Origin of the sequence: Polynucleobacter sp. AP-Jannik-300A-C4 (genome assembly GCF_018688335.1) — a bacterium.
Classification (GTDB): domain Bacteria; phylum Pseudomonadota; class Gammaproteobacteria; order Burkholderiales; family Burkholderiaceae; genus Polynucleobacter.
Map to the genome: position 1 here is coordinate 1532649 of NZ_CP061316.1, position 19648 is coordinate 1552296.

General features: G+C 43.8%; 16 protein-coding genes. 1 reads left to right on the forward strand and 15 read right to left on the reverse strand.

Features of this window, described 5'->3' with window-relative positions; all coding sequences use genetic code 11:
• Positions 1-20: 20 nt before the first annotated feature.
• The 5 genes from FD975_RS10545 to FD975_RS08125 form a co-directional block, all read right to left on the reverse strand.
• Positions 21-227 (reverse strand): glycosyltransferase, encoded by a 207-nt coding sequence (locus tag FD975_RS10545; protein ID WP_371743406.1) that lies wholly within the window; start codon positions 225-227, stop codon positions 21-23.
• A 154-nt stretch (positions 228-381) separates the two neighbouring features.
• Entirely contained in the window at positions 382-2175 is a 1794-nt protein-coding gene (locus FD975_RS08110) for an amidohydrolase (RefSeq protein WP_215301746.1), read from the reverse strand.
• Positions 2176-2286: 111 nt separating this feature from the next.
• The gene (locus FD975_RS08115) at positions 2287-3993 is read right to left on the reverse strand and encodes an amidohydrolase (protein WP_215301748.1); all 1707 of its coding nucleotides are present in this window, start codon (positions 3991-3993) and stop codon (positions 2287-2289) included.
• A 25-nt stretch (positions 3994-4018) separates the two neighbouring features.
• Entirely contained in the window at positions 4019-4876 is an 858-nt protein-coding gene (locus FD975_RS08120; RefSeq protein ID WP_215301749.1) for a hypothetical protein, read from the reverse strand.
• 19 nt (positions 4877-4895) lie between these two features.
• Positions 4896-5687 (reverse strand): hypothetical protein, encoded by a 792-nt coding sequence (locus FD975_RS08125; protein WP_215301751.1) that lies wholly within the window; start codon positions 5685-5687, stop codon positions 4896-4898.
• Between the two features lie 173 nt (positions 5688-5860).
• On the opposite strand from FD975_RS08125, the gene FD975_RS08130 reads away from it, so the two are divergent.
• On the forward strand, positions 5861-6496 hold the full coding sequence (locus FD975_RS08130; protein ID WP_215301753.1) for an NAD(P)H-dependent oxidoreductase: 636 nt from the start codon (positions 5861-5863) through the stop codon (positions 6494-6496).
• A 23-nt stretch (positions 6497-6519) separates the two neighbouring features.
• Here the strand turns inward: FD975_RS08130 and FD975_RS08135 are convergent, their stop codons facing one another.
• The 10 genes from FD975_RS08135 to fba form a co-directional block, all read right to left on the reverse strand.
• On the reverse strand, positions 6520-7170 hold the full coding sequence (locus FD975_RS08135; protein ID WP_215301754.1) for a cupin domain-containing protein: 651 nt from the start codon (positions 7168-7170) through the stop codon (positions 6520-6522).
• Positions 7171-7284: 114 nt separating this feature from the next.
• Positions 7285-8589, reverse strand: a complete 1305-nt coding sequence (locus FD975_RS08140; RefSeq protein WP_215301756.1) for a lipase family protein — start codon at positions 8587-8589, stop codon at positions 7285-7287.
• A 59-nt stretch (positions 8590-8648) separates the two neighbouring features.
• On the reverse strand, positions 8649-10337 hold the full coding sequence (locus FD975_RS08145; RefSeq protein ID WP_215301758.1) for an amidohydrolase: 1689 nt from the start codon (positions 10335-10337) through the stop codon (positions 8649-8651).
• Positions 10338-10483: 146 nt separating this feature from the next.
• The gene (locus FD975_RS08150; protein ID WP_215301760.1) at positions 10484-11605 is read right to left on the reverse strand and encodes a linear amide C-N hydrolase; all 1122 of its coding nucleotides are present in this window, start codon (positions 11603-11605) and stop codon (positions 10484-10486) included.
• 170 nt (positions 11606-11775) lie between these two features.
• The gene (locus FD975_RS08155) at positions 11776-12876 is read right to left on the reverse strand and encodes a patatin-like phospholipase family protein (RefSeq protein ID WP_215301762.1); all 1101 of its coding nucleotides are present in this window, start codon (positions 12874-12876) and stop codon (positions 11776-11778) included.
• A 296-nt stretch (positions 12877-13172) separates the two neighbouring features.
• On the reverse strand, positions 13173-15968 hold the full coding sequence (gene ppc, locus FD975_RS08160; RefSeq protein ID WP_215301764.1) for a phosphoenolpyruvate carboxylase: 2796 nt from the start codon (positions 15966-15968) through the stop codon (positions 13173-13175).
• An 87-nt stretch (positions 15969-16055) separates the two neighbouring features.
• Positions 16056-16751 carry a ribulose-phosphate 3-epimerase gene (rpe, locus tag FD975_RS08165; protein WP_215301765.1) on the reverse strand — a complete coding sequence of 232 codons (696 nt, stop codon included), beginning with the start codon at positions 16749-16751 and terminating at the stop codon, positions 16056-16058.
• Between the two features lie 27 nt (positions 16752-16778).
• Positions 16779-17789, reverse strand: coding sequence for a type I glyceraldehyde-3-phosphate dehydrogenase (gene gap / locus FD975_RS08170; protein ID WP_215301767.1), 1011 nt, complete (start codon positions 17787-17789; stop codon positions 16779-16781).
• A 46-nt stretch (positions 17790-17835) separates the two neighbouring features.
• Entirely contained in the window at positions 17836-18540 is a 705-nt protein-coding gene (locus FD975_RS08175) for an HAD-IA family hydrolase (protein WP_215301769.1), read from the reverse strand.
• A gap of 29 nt (positions 18541-18569) precedes the next feature.
• A complete protein-coding gene (gene fba / locus FD975_RS08180; RefSeq protein WP_215301771.1) occupies positions 18570-19634 on the reverse strand; it encodes a class II fructose-bisphosphate aldolase in 1065 nt (354 codons plus the stop codon).
• Between the last annotated feature and the right edge of the window lie 14 nt (positions 19635-19648).

The following is a 19648-nucleotide window of genomic DNA, read 5'->3' on the forward strand; positions in this document are numbered from 1 at the left end:
TCGATTGCATCTGAACGTAGCTAATTATCAGCACCAACAAACAAAGCATATTCCGTATCAATTCGAGATAACAGATCATGAAAATTATCGACCGTGCCTAAGTTTTGTGGCCTGAAGATATATTCAACCCCAGGATAGAAATTTGGCAAGTGCGCGCAATCATGAGCACCATCATCAGCAAAAATAATGCGGCTAGGTGCCACTGTTTGTGAGAGTAAAGACTCAATGCAGCGGGCTGCAAGGTGGCCATACTGTTAGGAAGCGATAACGACTGTAATCATAGTGCTGGCATTAGAGCACGGATAGAAGTCATTTGCATTTTGAGGGCAAAAAAAATGCCAACCCTAGGATTGGCACTCTTAACCTTAAATGCTTTTGAAATTAATCCATCGGCCTTGGTTTTTTAGTCTCTGAAACTGGAATAACCTTGCCACCCAATACAGTGGCATGTACGGCAACATCTTTAATCTTGATTGCGGGAATTGCCTGTGGATCGGAATCTAAGACGGCAAAGTCAGCAAACTTACCTGCTTCTATTGAACCCACCTTACTCTCCACTCCAAGAGTGTAAGCAGCATTGATGGTGATCATCTTCATTGCATCTGAAGCCGTTACTGCATCGGCTGGTGCCCAGACCTTGCCATCGCTATAAACGTCCCTACGGGTAACCGCGGTCCATGCTTCTTTTAATGGTGCAGGCGCTGATACAGGCGCATCAGAGTGGATAGATGTCACAATGCCACTACGTACTAAAGCACCAAGACGCGTTGCGTAGGATGCGCGATCAACGCCCAACATTGGATACTCTAATTGGGCGCGCTCTGAGATATAGGACATATTGGCACTTACAACTGCGCCCAATGTCTTAATCTTCATCACCATGGCAGTCGATGGAATGCCAAAATGATTAATGGTGTAACGATGATCGAAGCGCGGCTTTGAATCTAACAGCAATTGCAATGAATTAATTGAATGGGCATTACCGACATCCCCGTTGCTATGAATGTGAATATGAAAACCCGCATCCCACCATGGTTTCATTGCACCAGCAAACTCTTTAGCCGACTGGTAGTTAGTTGAACCTATTGTGCCGTTTGTATAACCGGGGCTCTCCATCCGCATAGTCTCAGGCAAATAACCACCATCGCTATAAAACTTCACACCTTGGAAAATGAGGCGATCATTGTCTTGCTGTGAGAGATTCTGAGCCTCAGTAATTGCCTTATCACCATACTTTTGAATGAATGGCTCTGCATAAACAACTGGGACAAGGCGTAATGCGGTATTAGGTGATTGGGTATATGCCTTAGAAATCTTGGTTTCCATATCAATGTTCAGGGTTCCAAACGCCAAATCTCCCGATGTCGTAATGCCAGCCTGCTGCATCAAGTCATTGATGTACATAAAGTCGTTTGGAATCTCATTCGGCTTCAGAATATCCTTGCCTGCAATCTTCAGAATAAATTGCATGGCTGGAATCTCTAAAAATTGACCGTTTAATTGACCGTCTTTATCTAAGCCGACGCCTTTAACATTCTTCACCATATCTGGCGTAATTCCGTAATGTTTGATCATGGCTGTATTGACGTACATGTCATGGCCAGAGATGTCCCATACGATAATAGGCCTTGTAGTGGAAGCTTGGTCTAAAAGCTGGCGATCAGGTCGCTTACCCATTGCCACTACGTCATAACCCCAAGTCAGCAAAATCTCTTCGGGGTCCTTGATAGCATCTGAATACTTCTTTAACTGCGCCATTGCAGCCGGCAGATTTGGTACACCAGCAAATGGAGTGCCCCATGGATTAGGCATGGGTGACGGAGTCAACAGCGGCCTATTAAACAGAAGACCCGCAAGCAAAGGATGTGCGTGCGGCTCAACAAATCCTGGATACATAACCTTATTAGCAAATTGACGATCAATCCTTGTTGGGTACTTATCAGTCCAAGGCTTCATATCTTCTAATGAACCCACTGACAGAATGCGTCCGTCAGATACAGCAACTGCAGTAGCATTTGGAATAGAGGGATCCATCGTGACAATCTTCTTTGCCAAAAAAACAGTGATCTCACTCACCTTAGGTGTTGATGGTGGATCAATTAATTGAACAGCTGAAGCAAAGCCTGAAACAAGCCCCAGTGCACATAAATAAATAATTTTTGATTTTAGATTCATAAAAACTCCATCAGATTCTTCATCTCAGAAGAAATAAATTGTCACCCATTCGACAAAAAGAAACACCCGCATCAGCGAGTGTTCTCATTTACAAACTGTCTTGATTAAGAATTACTTAAGGCTTACCTGCTTACCATCAACCCAAGTTTCCTTGACCTTGATATTACGAATTTCTGCAGGCGGTGTCTTACGTGGATTCTTCTCCAATATCACTAAGTCAGCCTGCTTGCCGACTTCTAAACTACCTACAATATTGTCAGCAAAGATTTGATATGCGGCATCAATCGTAATTGCACGAATCGCATCGTCAACAGTAACAGCTTGAGTTGGTCCAAGCACTTTCTGCGGAGGCAGTTGCCATAAGCGCGTTACCTCTTCGCTCACATAGTTCAAAGGGCCGACATTGGATACCGGTGAGTCGCTATGAAGCGTAAATTTACCGCCCGCACGTTTAAAATCTCCAGCTGGATCAATTCGCTCGGCGCGCTCTGAGCCAATGATGTGATCATTAAATGCCGCACCCCAATAATTGACATGACCAATAGTAAAGCTTGGTATCACGCCTAATTTCACTGACTTTGTAACGTGATCTAGACGATTAACTGTGAAATGCTCAATACGCAAACGACGCTCTTGCGGCTTAGGATTACCGGCCAATAATTTAGCGTAGCTATTTAAAGCCTGATCAATCGCCTTATCACCATTTGAGTGGGAAGAAATTTGCCAACCTTGATCAAAGTATGACTTCATAGATGCCTGTATATCAGCATCCTTATAGTTGAGTGAGCCACTCCACTTGCTATCTTTGGGATAACTATAGGGCTGATTGAGTGCAGCAGTTAAACCCTGGGTAGAGCCATCGGTAATATATTTAATACCAATGAAGCGTAGCTTATCGTCACCCTCATTTGGCTTAATAGCCTTATATCCAGGAGGCAAAGTTTCACTAAATAAGTATCCACGGACTCGAATTGGCGATGCATTCTTTGCAAAAATTGCTTTATAAATTGCGATCTCTTTATCAACACCAAAATTACCACCAACACTCATCTCGGAGGCAGTAGTCACCCCTGTTGATGCCATCTTCTTCATGGTGCCTTGGATAGCAGCAAACAATTGCTCTTCTGTTGGGTTTGGCATTTTGGCCATAAATGGCAAATAAGTTGGTGGCTCTACTAACTTACCCGTGAGTTGACCCTTTGCATCTTTCACATAAATACCGCCGCCAGCAGGATTTGGAGTTTTATTGGTAACGCCAGCAAGCTCTAAAGCCTTGTGATTCACGTAGCCGATATGACCAGATTGATTGACGATAAAAATAGGAACAGTAGTTGATACCTTATCCAAATCATCAGCGGTGAGTTCCGCCATAAATGGCGTTGTACGTGATGGATCTACACCGAAGCCAAATAACCAACCACCAGCAGGAACATTCTTTAATCCTGCCTTCATTTTTTGAATTAGGGTTTCTTTAGTGTCATAAGGCAAAGTGAAGTTACTTAAATTCAATCCTAAGCCTTCAAAGACTGCAGTCACCATGATGTGCACATGAGGCTCCACAAATCCTGGCATCAGAGTTTGACCTTGCAGATCAATGACCTTAGTATTGCTGGCCTGCCACTCCTTAGTAACTGCATCCTTAGGCCCAACAGCAACAATCTTGCCATTCTGGACAGCTAATGCTTGAACTTCTTCGTTCTTCGCATTAACAGTGACGATTGGACCACCATAAAAGATGGTGTCAGCATTACGTTTAGCAAACGCAATGGCGCAATGAGCTATCAATAATGTGGCTAGTAATTTTGGTGCAAATTTCATATTAAATTCCTAATTTAAGTGGAAATTACTTCAGAATGACGAGAGTGGCGGTAGCACGAGCACCCCAACCAGATGGGCCACCAGGCGTGTTGCTGACGTAATACATTGGGCCAGCACCAAACTGAAATGGCACTCCATCAAACAACATGAGCTTGGATACCCCTGCATATAAGGGATTTGAGGTACGGCGTGCATCATAGTTATATTGCGCTTCCATATTGGCAGTGATGGTCCAGGCTGTCTTAGTCGTATAGGCTACAAAAGGCTGGCCATAGAGATTGTTTTGGGTGCCAAAGCTTGGATTACCGCCAACACTCCAAGATTGATAACCCAATGCACCATAAGTCCAAGGCCCAGCACGATTGAGGACAACTGCAGTCACACCAGCGCCGGTTTGTTGAGATCCAAATTTGCCGCTATTACCGGAAGGTGATTGGGCATAAGGACCAATACCCCAGATCCACGAGGAGTTAGTGTTGGGCGCATAAAAGGATTCGAGCGTAACACTTGCAATACCGTAACCCGAAAATGATTGGCCCGCTGCATTTTGAACACTAGTCTCTCTCACACCTGCTACGATCGGTCGAACGATAAAAGTATCGCCACCACCCAAATTAAATGGCATAACTGGTTGAAACAGCAAAGTTTGCTCTGAACCACCTTGATTTTTTCCAACACCTCGACTGAACTGATACTGGAGAGGTACTGAAATCATATTGGCGATTGGGTTAGCCAATTTTTTAGCAATGCCGACCTTATCCACATCACCACCAGGCACCGATACAGCAGAAGATTTGCTCGTTTGTGTAGCTTGACCTAGCACAGGAGTTGCACAAGGAAGTGCCAGCAATAGAGTGGCTAAAATTTTAGAGCAATGATTCATAAGGTATCTTTAGAGGCAATTAGAATTTAAAGGTGATGGCAACTTGAGGACCTTGCATAGTAGTCTTTTGCAAAACACCACCAGCTTTCATATCGTAATAGAGCGCACGATACGTTAGCGAAGCATCAACCAAGCTACCAAATGATTTACCTACGCCAGCCATTACTTGCCATGTTAGGTTAGTAGTACCACCACCGCTACCAATATCAGCGTAGGCAGGAATGTACCAACTAGAGTCTGCAATACGGTAGCGCCCCTTAGCACCAATAATCGGATCAATTGTGGAGGTCGTTTTGGAAATAGATTCCTTCTCAGATGTACCAACAAGGTTGCCAAAAAGTGTAGCGGTAACATTGATTGATCGAACGCCAAGCAAAGCATCTACGTAGGCATCTTTCGTATTAGCTAGCGTATAAGTAGCAGCGCCTGTTAAGACAGTCTGCTGCACAGTAATCTTATCTGCAACGGTGGCTTCTCCTCCCGATACAGGAATCGAACCTGAATTTTGCAAGGTTGCAGAAATGAGGTCGCCCATGATTCCCCAATTACCTTTATGCGCCTCGGCTGCAATCATGCCGCCGGACTTCAGATTGCTAAGAACATCGCTAGAAGTGAAATCCGCAGATTTAGCAAGGCCATTATCAAAATTCATAGTGCCTTTGATCCCAGTAAGCCAAAGATAAGGGGTTACTTCAAAGCGCCATTCATTTGATGCCTTAGGGATTGGAGAGACTTCTTGGGCAAGAGCAAAACTTGAGGAAGCCAGTAGCGCGAGGATTCCAAAGAAAGTCTTAAAGAGGGGGTTTTTCATAGTGGGCGAATAATTCAGAATTAAAAAGGTAATAAAAATAACAATCGTTATTTTAAAGGGCTTTATCTATTTAAAAGCTTATTGGAAACCCCAATAATGAGTGTTTCTGCAATTCAATCCAGCCTCCACTAAACTCACCCAAAACAACCCCGAATACCCTAAAAGGATAACAAATGAGCTTAATTGATAAATTGCAGTGGCGCTACGCCACTAAAAAGATGGATTCCGAAAAACTGGTTCCAGAAAATAAGGTCGAGCAAATCCTCGAGGCTATTCGCCTAACTGCAAGCTCAAGCGGACTTCAGCCCTACGAGGTGATTGTCATTACCAATAAAGATATTCGCCAGAAGATTAGAGCAGTTGCTAATGATCAGTCTCAAGTCACTGATTGCTCTCATTTACTCGTTTTTGCTGCATGGGATAACTACACCGCAGACCGCATCAATGCTGCCTTTGATATGACTGAATCTATTCGTAACTTTACTAGTGAATCTGGCACTGCATACCGCCAAATGCTGCTTAAAGCATATCCGGCTCGAGACGCTGAAACAAACTTTACTCATGCTGCCAAGCAGGCCTATATTGGTTTAGGTACGGCATTAATTGCTGCCGCCTATGAACAAGTAGACTGCACTCCTATGGAAGGCTTTAATCCACCAGCAGTAGATGACATTCTGAATCTGTCTGCCAAGGGCTTACGAAGCGTCATCTTGCTCCCCTTGGGATATCGCAATGCCGATGAGGATTGGCTTGTCAAACTCAAAAAGGTGCGGAGAGCGAAAGAGCAATTCATCTCTTGGATTAAATAAAGCAATATCAGTTTGCATTCAATCTAGATTAAATGCCCGGTCTTCACAAAGATCGTGCAACCTTCTTTACTAAAAGGTTGATGCAAGCTCATATGGGGGCTGCGAATCCATGAGCCAGCTGGATAGCGTCCATGCTCATCCTCAAATACGCCATCCACTACAAAAATCTCTTCTCCGCCATAATGCTTGTGTGGGTTGAAGTAAGTTTGAGGCGCCCACCTAACCAATGTAGAGCCCGCACCCTGTCTCATCAGCGGCATTACGGTTAAACCAGGCACCATCCCTTGAAACCATGGTGCAGAATGGGTATCGACAATCTCACGCTCGATCTGCTCAGGCCCCAAGTGTCGTAACTTGACAAAAAGAGTGCAGCCATTCTCGCTAAAAGGCGCATGAGACGAGCCAGGAGGATTCATGATGTAGGTGCCGGCTGGATAGTTGCCAGTCTCATCACTAAGCACCCCATCTAACACCAGGATCTCTTCTCCAAATTCATGGGTATGGGTTGGAAACTTCGCACCAGCTTCGTATCTAACGATCGAAGTAGCTCTAGCCACCTCATCACCCTGACGATCAAGCATGCGCCTCTCAATACCTACGGAAGGACTTGAAATCCACGGTAGGTCCTGGTGATTCAGCACTACACGCTTACTGTAGTCAGAATGAATGTCCATATAAATCTTTTCAGTAATAAATTGTTAGATACAAGAATAACAATGGATTGAAATTGTTGCTCAAAAGAAAAAACCACCAAAAGGTGGTTTTCTTACTGTAGATAATTACTAAACCTACTTTTGAGGGCAACCATTTGCCAATGGTTTTCCAGCAATACGATCCTTGACCCAGTCAAGATACATCGGGGCTGAAACCCCAGGAGTCGTAAAGTGTGTTTGCTCTCCTGGCAGCTGAATTCTTCCTACATTTGCCCCCATACCGCACATTTGCTTCTGATAAAGCTCATGCATGATTGGAGGGACTGCAGTATCTTTTGTACCCCAATAAATCACAACAGGTGCAGTAGGTTTTACCGGCTTGACACTACCATCAACAAATGCCTTGACCCATGCCAAGGAGTTGCTGGGTTCTGGCTTCAAGAGAGTTTTATAGTTATCTCCATAAGCATAGCTAAAGGTATCTGCCAGTACATGCATACATTTGTTGCGAGATAATTTATCTACAACTTTTACACCCTCATCTGTCAGTACATCGGATAGCTTTAGATCAGGAAAAGCTGCCTGCGTACCCCAAAGTCCCATCATATAGTGGGCGAATAGAAATACATTTGGGACATTAGCTTGAGTAAAGCCATTCATGAGCTTTTTCGCACCCGCCTCATCAGCCGGCACATTAGGAAGCATGGCTGCTACATCTTCTGGTGCCAACGCAACAAATCCTAGATATTGCAGGTTATCTGCTGCAGTACCTTGAAGTGCCTGGTAATCTGGCAAGCTTGCGGCAGCAATAGTAGCGCCACCACCCTGCGACCATCCATAAACTACGGTCTTCTTACCTGCGCCAACTTCTTTCATGGAGCTGGCAGCTCTTGCAGAGTTAATAACGTCTCTACCATTTGTTTGTGCCACAGCATATTGATGCTTACCTCCACCACCCAAACCTTGATAGTCGGTAGCAACGACAACATATCCTTGATTGATGAACTCTTGACCATTTGGAATTCCGTAATCGGTCCAAGAGTTCCCACCCATTAGAAAATATTCATTTAAAGCCGCTGTTGGATCAATGATTTGGGATGGTCCACAGTTTTGCGCTGAACCTGTTGTGCCATGTGCCCACGCCAATATGGGCCTTCCTTCTTTTGGGCTTGGTCCAACAGGTGCGATGATGGTCCCTGTAGCAATCGTTTTACGGCCCGCCACATCAGATGAGATATAAGCAATCTTCCAAGCCTGTACACCTTTTAAGGATGTTGCAATTTTCTCTTTAGAGATAATTTGACCCAACTTACCTTCAGGCGCCATTTTCATGACAGAGGCATAAAAAGGCGGCATTGGTGGATCAGCATAAACAGCAGTGGAGAAGATGCCAAGAGCAGCGCTAATTGCAATAACTGAAAGACGTGAAATTTTTTTCATGATCTAGAGAAATAAAAAAGATATAAGTTCAATATAAAACGATAACTTTACATACTAAATTAGGGACGAACATACAGATCCTTACCATTTTTAATAGTCTTCACAATCTGAATATCTTTAATCTCCATTGGATCTACTTTCAAGGGATTACGATCAAGGAGCACCATATCTGCAAGCTTTCCAGGGGTGATGCTACCCTTTGATCCCTCTTCCTTATATTGATAGGCAGGTACAGAGGTAAATGCACGGAGAGCAAGATAAGGGTCGATACGTTGATCAGGACCCAAAACTCCCCCTCCGTAGATATTACGGTTTACAGCAGTCCCAATCGTAAACAAGGCACTTGGACCAGATGAAGGAGTGTCGTTGTGAATACCAAATTGCATCCCCTTTGTATGGGTCAAATTGAGCGGCACCATATTACTAGCCCTCTCATCGCCTAGAATTTTTCTATACACATCGCCATACATCCAGATATGGTTAGGCATAAATTGAGGGAGAATTTTCTTAGTTTTGTATTCATCCAATTGATCATCGCGGATAAAAAATGAGTGTGAAATTACTGTTCTGCGATCTTCAGTAATCCCCGTCTCTTGAATTGCTTTAGAAATCCCGGCAAGAGCCATATCAATCCCAGCATCGCCATTGGAATAGCCGTAATACTGGATATTCTTTTCGAAGGCTAGCTTTGCATAACGATCAACTAAAGCTTGGGTGGCAACAGCCATACCACGCCAATCTTTTGGGAATCCCGTAGTGTCGTTATAAGGCTTAGTAAAGTACGCCAAACGCAATTGAGGTGCTCCATCAGTAGACACCAAGATTCCAGCAACTTTGAAGCCACCATCACCCCTCGTGTAAACGCCGAATGGGTATTTTTGGTTTGTTGCTAGTAACTGATCAACCACATCGTAAGTTGGTAGCGCAATCAGATCCAGGCTAATCACATTACGATCAACTGCTTGACGCATATTGCGAATATCCTCAAGCGTAGTTTCATAGCTCTGTGCAGTGGTAAATCCATTTGAAGCGTAAATCTTTTCAGCCTTGCGATAGGTTTCCATCATCAAGTCTTGGGAATACTTACCAAATACCTTCGCAGTTGCACTTATATTAGGACTACCAATCAATTCACCAGTCAGTTTTCCTGTTTTTGGATCAACAGGAATCATCCCTTGCACAACTTTCGTGGATTTAGTAATACCTAATTTTTTCAAGCCAGCGGAATTCACAATTCCCGTCAGAGTAGAGATGTTATTAACAAAAACAGGTTGATTCGGAAATGCTGCGTCTAATTGCGCAATAGTCAAAGGGCCATCAGTTAAAAAAGCATCCGCATACTCCGCCCCAATGATCCAACCATTAAATGGGCGAGCCTCAGCCTTCAATCGGCCTATTAACTCTTGGGTTGTATGAGGAGGCTTCTTTGAAAAATAACCCAGATTTACACCCAGAGTATTTTGGGCAATTAAAGTGAAGTGGCCCCAAGCATCGATAAAACCAGGAATTAAGGTTTGACCTTTTAAATCCTGAATATCTGGATTTGCACCAGCTTCATTTAAGGCATCTTTCATGCTACCTGTGAAGGTAATCTTCTTACCCTTCACCACTATCGCCTCAACATACTGTGGCTTATCACCCTCCATAGTCAGGATGTCACCATTGAAATACACGCTTGCACTACCAGCAAATACTTGAGCAGTCATAAGTAGCAAGAAAGCGGATAAAGATATATTGAGGATTTTCATGATTGAATCACTTATTAATGGATAGGGAGTTCAGCGAGGCAAGATTGCGAAAGGCAAAGCTAACTAAAAAATGGATAACTCATTATTACAAAAAAGATAACCCTAACCCAACAAAAAACCACCCGAAGGTGGTTTAGTGGAGAGGTTTATTTTAAGAACTCTGCTGTCAGGTCATTTTGAGGGTATGGTAATTTATCAACTAGCCAAGTCTTCGTCTTCCCAGACTTAAATACTTCATTCAGATTAATCTCAATAAAGTTCGTACGATTTGCATAGTTTGCAATTTTCATACGATTATTCTTTAAGTCTTTGATATTGACCCACTGAGTGTAATCAGAAGTAACCTGCTTGCCATCCATTGACCGAGCAACACCAATAGGAATATCGACGTTATTTAAGACATGATCTGCAGCTTGCATCGCATCAGTGCTGTTACTTGGCTGATACATAAACTGCTTTAAATACGTTGCCCTCACAAAGCGAGATGGTGGAGTGTAATCTGCTGGTAAACCTAATAAGCCGCCGCCCTGTCCTAGTTCAGTTACATTGGTGCTGCCCACAGTTGCAGATGCTGTTCCAGTTGAGGTGAGCGATAGATAGTTACGCACATTGTTCAGGTGCCAGTCATAGGTTGGTGCATTGGTAAGCACTCCAGCAACATTATTGTGGATCATCATTTGACCCTTCACAAATTCAACAACAATACTGTCACCGCCACGGTCCGTTAACACCAAGTGCAGCCATGGTGGAGTTGGCAAGCCTTTGACTTCACTTGGGTCAAACCACACTTTGTATTTAGGAAGTTCATTCCGCAGCTCTTTAACAGAACCGAACATTCCTAAAATAAAGCCTCCTAGATTCAAGATAGAAACATAATTCTTATCTTGCGGAGTAACGGTTTGATATTCAGTAAAGCCAGGTAAAAAATTTCCGCTAATGGCAAGACCTGCTTCATTTTGACCCTCAAGATATGCAGGAGGGCCTGCCAAAACTCCAGGGGCAATTGCGACAAATGCATATTTACTAGATAAGTTTGTTGCAGGCAACTTTAATGATGATGGTGCACTTAGATTGATGGTGGTGCCTTTTGGATTCGCCGTGAGCTGCCACTTCATATCAAAAGCCCACTCCATCGTCCTGCCCGCTACTACAGAGCCATCTTTTGCAACGATATTGACAGCAGTACATGCATGACTCGCGAATGGGGCAAATGCCAAAGTAGCGGAAACTGAAGCAGCTACTATTTTTTTAATCATTGTTTTTCTCACAAGAACTCCTTAGGGCGTGTCAAATTTAATACTGAAAGCATAGCATTGATGAGGGGTCAATAACTCTACCTCCAGTGAAGCTTAAATATGAGGCGCAATCAGTAAAGGGTAGATTGCCCTTACCAAAAGTACCCTCATTTAATCAATAAGGACTTCCAAGCCTTCAGACCCTAAGCAGACATCCAAAAGCGCTTCATCTCCGGAAGATCTTGCATGCCTCGCTCATACCCATACTTGATGGCAGGCTCCATAATTTCTGGGTCCACAACGCTCATGGTTTTCCTACCTGGCAACATACCAACAACCACCAACTTTGTCTTTGTGCCTCCTGCCTCCAGATCTTTTACTTCTTGCAAAATCGTATTAGGCAAGTGATTTAAACGTAGACCTTCTTTTTCTTGTTGAATCGTATCTGCTAAAGCTACAACGAGGGCTCTTCTTGACCCAGCCACAATATCGCAATGCGTTTCTGTCGGGCCAATACTTCCATCCATACAAACACGATCTTTTACCCAGGTTGGTCCAGTGACTCCAGGTGCTGAGGCGCTGGCAGCACATGCATCAATCACAGATACACCCGAATCTGGAGCAACAACTAAACGCTCAGCGGTGTAGCAGTCAATAGTAGTGATATACATTTTTTTCGGGATGGTTTTCATATCCCCTAGGAATACCTTAATGTTTGTTTGAAACTTATCAGATGAAATGGATCTTGCAGCCATCGCAGCATGACCAATTGCCTGGATGGTATCGGGATTGCCATCTTTTGCATTAAGACCCATCTTCATTACCCGCTCCTGGCTGGGTGAGAATTTTTTGGTTGGCACTAACTTAGCCATGATCTTTGGATAGTCAGCTAATAAATTAAATTCTGCAGAAAATAGATCTAGACGGCTACCTAATAAAGCACTGCCCAATACTGCACCTGCCGAGGTGCCCACAACGATATCAGCCAAGCGAAGATCAATGCCATTTGCTAGCATGGCATGAAAATAGCCAACCAGAAATGAGCTCATATATTCAGAGCCACCACCCAAAACGATTGCCCTATCCTTGCCTTTTCCTGGAGGATTTTTATACGGTATGGGATGCGCTAGACCATCATTCCAACTAGAGGTCGTTTTTTGAATTTCTTTAGCCTCCAATGCCCTCACCTCGGCTATCGTTTTCTTAGAAAGATTTGGAGATTGTGAAAACGCTTGTGTGCTTGCTACAGTAGCAACACCTGCGGCAGAGGATTTTAAGAAATTGCGTCTAGAAGGTCGATTCATAGTAGCCTAGTCAATAGTTATCCAAACGACTATCTTTATATCAAAACTTTCTGATACCTAGCAATCCTAAGCTTTGGAGAACATCCACATCTTGATTCGATACTTTGCAGCATAAATAAAAAAAACGACTTAGGAACTTCTCCCTAAGTCGTTAATTTCAATGATTGGACCGTCAGGACTTGAACCTGGAACCAAAGGATTTATAAGAGTAGAAGTCCATGATAGATCCATAAAAAAATTGGGCCTGCGGGTGGTCTGTGTCGGTGTTTAAGCAAATGTGTAGGCATTTCTGAAATCTAGCCGGTATTCCTTAGCCCAGCGGCAATGCCATTAATCGCAATATGAATTCCCCTTTGCACGCGCTCATCATGCTTGCCAGCGCGGTAGCGTCGCACTAACTCAACCTGCAAATGGTGAAGTGGGTCAATATAAGGGAATCGATTCCTAATTGATCTTGCTAGGGCTGGATTCTTAGCTAAACGCACCTTTTCACCAGTAACCAAGTTCAAAGCATTAACCGTTTTATTCCATTCAATCTCAATTGCGCCAAAGATTCTTTTGCGCAACTTTACATCTAGGACAAGCTCGCTATAGCGAGATGCTAGCGCCAGATCGCTCTTGGCCAAAGCCATATCCATATTCGATAACAAGGTTCTAAAGAAAGGCCACTCCCTGTACATCTTTTGCAGAAGACTCAAGGCAGCATTTCTATCAGCAGCTTTGGGTTGATTTAAGAACTCTTGAACAGCGGAACCAAAGCCGTACCAACCCGGCAGCGTTAAGCGACATTGACCCCAGCTAAAACCCCATGGAATAGCTCTGAGGTCTTCTATCCTTTGAGTAGCTTTACGACTGGCAGGACGGGAACCAATGTTGAGCTTAGCAATCTCTCGTATCGGCGTTGCATTAAAGAGGTACTCAGAAAAACCTGGAGTCTCATAGACCAAGCCACGATAAGCATTCATGCTAGCTTGCGATAATTGAGCTGCAGCATCTAAGAAGGCTTTACTTGCCTGTTTAGTCGGCTTCAATAAAGTAGCTTCTAAGGTGGCAGCTACCAAGGTTTCTAAATTGCGTCTACCGATCTCAGGATTGGCGTACTTCGATCCAATCACTTCACCTTGCTCTGTTAAACGAATTTGGCCGCGGACTGTCCCTGGAGGCTGTGCCAGAATGGCTTCATAACTTGGACCACCACCACGACCTACTGTGCCACCTCTACCGTGGAATAGGCGCAATTTGACTCCATGCTTTTGTTCCAGCGGCTCAAACACTTTCACCAGGGCAAGTTCAGCGCAATACAACTCCCAGTTGCTACTCACAATCCCGCCATCCTTATTGGAATCGGAATATCCCAGCATGATGTCTTGCTCGGCACCAGACAGCTTTACCAAATCCAGAATGCCTGGCAAGGCATAAAACTCTTGCATGATGGGAGCGGCATTCCGCAGGTCTTCAATTGTCTCAAATAGTGGAACTACGATCAGATCAGCCCAGGATTTTTTGCCCACAGTCTCATGCATCAAGCCCACTTCTTTTTGAAGTAATAAGACTTCTAGTAAATCACTGACAGTTTCAGTATGGCTAATGATGTAATGGCGAATGGTATCAGCACCAAAGAGCTGACGCATTTTCTTGGCCATCTCAAAAATGGCAATCTCAGAAACCGTAAAATCAGAATACCCATGACCCAGCACACGCAGTGGCCTTGGGTCTTTTAATAGGGATAGTAGAAGTTCGCGCTTTTGCACTTCAGAAAGACTGGAATAGTTATTTTCAATGGACGACACCTGTAGGAGCTCAGCCAGCACTGCTTCATGCATATCTGAGCTTTGACGTAAATCTACAGTCGCCAAATGAAAGCCGAACACCTCAACAGTGCGAATCAAGCCACGTAGGCGACGATCGGACAGGGCTTTGGCCCCTTGAGAGACTAGTGAAGCTTCAATAGTTTTAAGGTCCGAAAGAAATTCTTGTGCATTAGCGTAAGGATTTTGAGGTGCCACAGCATGACGGGCTGCATCAGTACCAGTTAATACTTTTAAGGTAGCAGCTAGCCTAGAGTACATGCCTGTAAGAGCCCTGCGATAGGGCTCATCCTGGCGATGCTCATTGGTGTCTGGAGATGCAGCAGCGAGCTCTTGCATCTTTTTAGGAAACTTCAAGAGCAATGCAGAGACTGATAGCTCCCTACCCAAATGATGCGCTTCAGTTAAGTAATGTCGCAACACCATTTCAGCCTGTCTTGAAACTGCGTACTCAAGTGTCTTGGCACTCACATTGGGGTTACCATCTCGGTCGCCACCAATCCATTGACCCATCTTCAAAAAGCTGGCGACTGCATTACCTGCTAGAGAGTCTTCTAATTGAGCATAGATCTTTGGAATCTCTCTTAAAAAGGTTGTCTCGTAATACGTGAGCGCATTTTCAATTTCATCAGCAACAGTCAGTTTAGTAAAGCGCAATAAGCGGGTATGCCAAAGCTGTAGCACCCGAGCATGGATTTGCTCCTCATTAGCCTTGAGCTCTTTATTGAGCAAAGCGTCTTTTTGTGGATTATTCGCCTTAGATGATTCTTTGATCTGATCCCGCGCAGTTAACAAATTAGCAATGTCGCGCTCCGCCTCCAAAATACTCGTTCTCTGCACTTCGGTTGGGTGAGCCGTTAACACTGGGGAGATTAAGCTTTGCTCTAATGTTTTAGAAATCATCTTACTAGTCACGCCAGCAGCATGAAGCTTTTTCATGGCTACTGGAATGCTGCCATCTTGATAACTACCCATGCGCTCATAAGCTACGCGGCGGCGAATATGGTGACGATCTTCGGCCAAATTGGCCAAATGACTGAAGTAAGTAAAGGCTCTGAGGACCTTCATTGCGCTGTCACTGCTCAATCCTTTGAGCAACTTCGTTAATTCTTGATTTGCCTTTTGATTGGCATCTCGATGAAAGGAAACGGATAGCTTTCTGATTTGTTCCACTAAGCCATAAACGGCATCGCCATCTTGCTCACGAACAACATCACCAAGAATCTTGCCTAGCAGGCGAATATCCTCGGTTAAAGGTATTTCAGAATTTCCCTTGATTGCCATTTAGTTTTTTTGGAATAATGATCTAGCGTACCACCGGGATCGGGCTTTAACTAGCCGATATCAATAATTACAGGGGGCACGATGACTTTATAAGGATGTAAGGGCAGAACGCATCGATGCAATAACCTCTTGATAGTTAGGCTTTGAATAAATTGCAGAGCCTGCCACAAAAGTATCCGCTCCAGCTAGCGCAATCTGTGCAATATTACTTACGTTTACACCACCATCTACCTCAAGCCGAATTTTTTTGCCGCCATTGGCTTCATGAGCATTCAAAATCTTTCTAACTGATCTCAACTTATCTAGGGTTGATGGAATAAATGATTGGCCCCCAAAGCCAGGATTAACAGACATTAACAAAATCAAATCAACTTTATCAAGAATGTAATCCAAGCAACTTAAAGGAGTTGCGGGATTTAAGGTGATACCAGCCTGACAACCACTATCCCTGATGAGACCTAAGGTGCGATCAATATGGGCGCTAGCCTCAGGATGAAAGCTAATTAAATTTGCACCCGCTTTAGCAAAGTCTGGAATGATGCGATCAACGGGCTGAACCATGAGATGAACATCTATACATGCTGGCTGGCCATCTTTGACAGCATAAGATCGTATCGCTTCGCATACCAAAGGTCCAATGGTCAAGTTTGGTACGTAATGATTATCCATTACATCAAAATGAATCCAGTCCGCACCAGCAGCCAACACGCTACTGACCTCTTCTTCCAGTCGCGCAAAGTCTGCCGATAAAATTGATGGGGCAATGATGTATTGATTATTCATATAATTTCCGAGATATTCACTAATCCACTAAACAGCCATCAGAGCCTGTGTGGCACGAAGCATTTGACAGCTATAACCCCATTCATTGTCATACCAAGAAAGCACTTTTACCAACTTGCCATCCTTAGAGACACGAGTTTGAGTGCTATCAAAAATACTGGGCAAAGGATTATGGTTAAAGTCTACAGAAACCAGCGGTAAAGTGTTGTAAGCCAATACCCCCTTTAGAGCTCCCTCGCTGGCTTTTTTTAGGATTTCATTTACCTCATCTACGCTAGTTTTGCGGGATGGCACAAAAGTTAAATCAACCACTGAGACATTAATAACGGGGACTCGCATTGCGAAGCCATCGAACTTGCCCTGTAACTCTGGTAGTACCAAACCTACAGCTTTGGCAGCACCCGTTTTGGTGGGAATCATACTCATCGTTGCAGATCGTGCTCGGCGCATATCCTTGTGATATACATCGGTTAATACTTGGTCATTGGTATAAGCATGGATGGTAGTCATGAGGCCAGATTCAATGCCAATGCTATCTAACAGGGGCTTAACAATTGGAGCTAGGCAATTAGTTGTGCAACTAGCATTAGAGACAACTATATCGGTAGGCTTTAATGATTGATGGTTGACGCCGTAAACAATTGTGGCATCTACATCATTTTCTCCCGGGGCGGAAATCAATACTTTTTTTGCGCCTTGCTGGATATGCACCATAGCCTTTTCTTTTGAAGTGAAGACGCCAGAACACTCAAGAACCACATCCACATCGTAATCCCCCCATGCTGTTTCTTGGGGGTTACGGGTTGAAAACATTTTTATTCGATCACCATTGATGACCATATTGTCGCCATCAACTGTAACTGTTCCAGGAAAACGACTATGTGCAGAATCGTACTGCGTAAGATGGGCATTCATCTCAATTCCACCTAATCCATTAATAGCCACAACCTTAATATCATCGAATTTTTCTTCGTAGATGGCACGCAACATCATGCGTCCAATACGGCCATAACCATTAATTGCGACTTTGATAGTCATAAAACTCCTTGAATGATAAAAAGGTTTTTAATTGAATTGGGAATTTCTAAAAAATTGGATGTAATTCAGAAAATTCATTTGCGATAAGTTTTGCACCAGAAAACTGAGCATCGAAAAAAAATTGGCTCCTCATGGCTAAAACCTCCAATCCAGCCTGTCTCGCAGACAAAAGTCCATTGTCAGAATCTTCAATAGCCAAGCAAATATTGGGTTCTACGCCCATCTTTTCTATTGCAAGGAGGTAGGCTTCTGGATCTGGCTTTTTCTTGACGACATCCTCACCACAGATCACCACTAAGGGGATTTGTTGAATTTCATTTTTTAATACAGAACGCCATAAGCTATTCCAATTTGAATAACTTGTAGTGGTAACAACACCCCATGACTTACCGTGTTCTGAAATCTGATTGATAAAGTTGATTAAGCCCGGTCGGGCCACGACTTTACCAGCCTGCATCAGTTCACCATAGATTTGATTTTTGGTCAAATGCACACTTTTAAGGAGTTCATCACTAGGAAATTGATCATTGCCAGGATTGATCCCTTGAACTGATCGATAGCTTTTCAAACGCTCAAAACCGCCTGTAATTTTCAATAGCTCTCGATAAACCTGGGCATCCCATCGCCACGGAATTGCATGCTTCTCAAATGCAGCATTAAAAGCTGGCAAATGTCCTAAACCCTCAGTTTCAGCGATAGTTCCATCCACATCAAACAAGAACAGATCATAAGGTCTTAAGTCAAATTTCATCTATCGACACCAGCATTTAAATGGCTAACTTATTTCACAACCGCAGCAAGCTCGCCTTTGGCGTATTGAATAGCCATATTGTCCAATGAGATCGTTTTGATTTTGGAAGCCTGGCCTGCACTACCAAATGCAATAAATCGATCACGGCAAATTCCTTTAGCTGCCGCAGTAGCTACTTTAAAGAAGGCTCTTGGATCAAATTCTTCTGGTTTTTCTGCCATTAATTTACGCATTGCGCCTGTCATTGCTAGGCGAATATCAGTATCAATATTGACTTTGCGAACACCATTTTTGATGCCTTGAACAATTTCTTCCACGGGCACACCATAGGTCTCTTTAATAGCGCCGCCATATTGACGAATAGTTGCTAACCATTCTTGTGGAACACTTGATGAGCCATGCATCACAAGATGCGTATTCGGAATCCGTTGATGAATGGCCTTGATGCGATCAATTGCCAATATATCGCCTGTAGGTGGGCGACTAAATTTATAGGCGCCGTGACTAGTGCCAATAGCAATTGCCAAAGCGTCCACTTGGGTTTCTTTAACAAATTGAGCAGCCTCATCGGGATCTGTCAGTAATTGAGAATGATCTAAAACACCCTCTGCACCAACCCCATCCTCTTCGCCAGCGGTACCAGTCTCTAAGGATCCCAAACATCCAAGCTCTCCTTCAACTGACACGCCAACTGCATGGGCCATTTCAACAACACGACGTGTTACCCCTACGTTGTAATCATAAGTCGCTGGAGTTTTAGCATCAGCCACTAAAGAGCCATCCATCATTACACTAGAAAAACCACTACGAATAGACATTTGGCATACATCAGGGGAGGAGCCGTGATCCTGGTGCAGACATACTGGAATATGAGGATATTGCTCAGCAGCAGCCTGAACCATTAAACGCAAGAATGCTTCACCAGCATACTTCCTAGCGCCTGCTGAAGCCTGCAAAATCACAGGGCTGTCGAGCTCATCAGCAGCCTGCATGATTGCATGAATCTGCTCCATATTATTAACATTAAATGCAGCGATTCCATATTGATGCTCCGCTGCATGATCTAGCAATTGTCTTAAAGAAATTAACGCCATAATTACACCTCTAT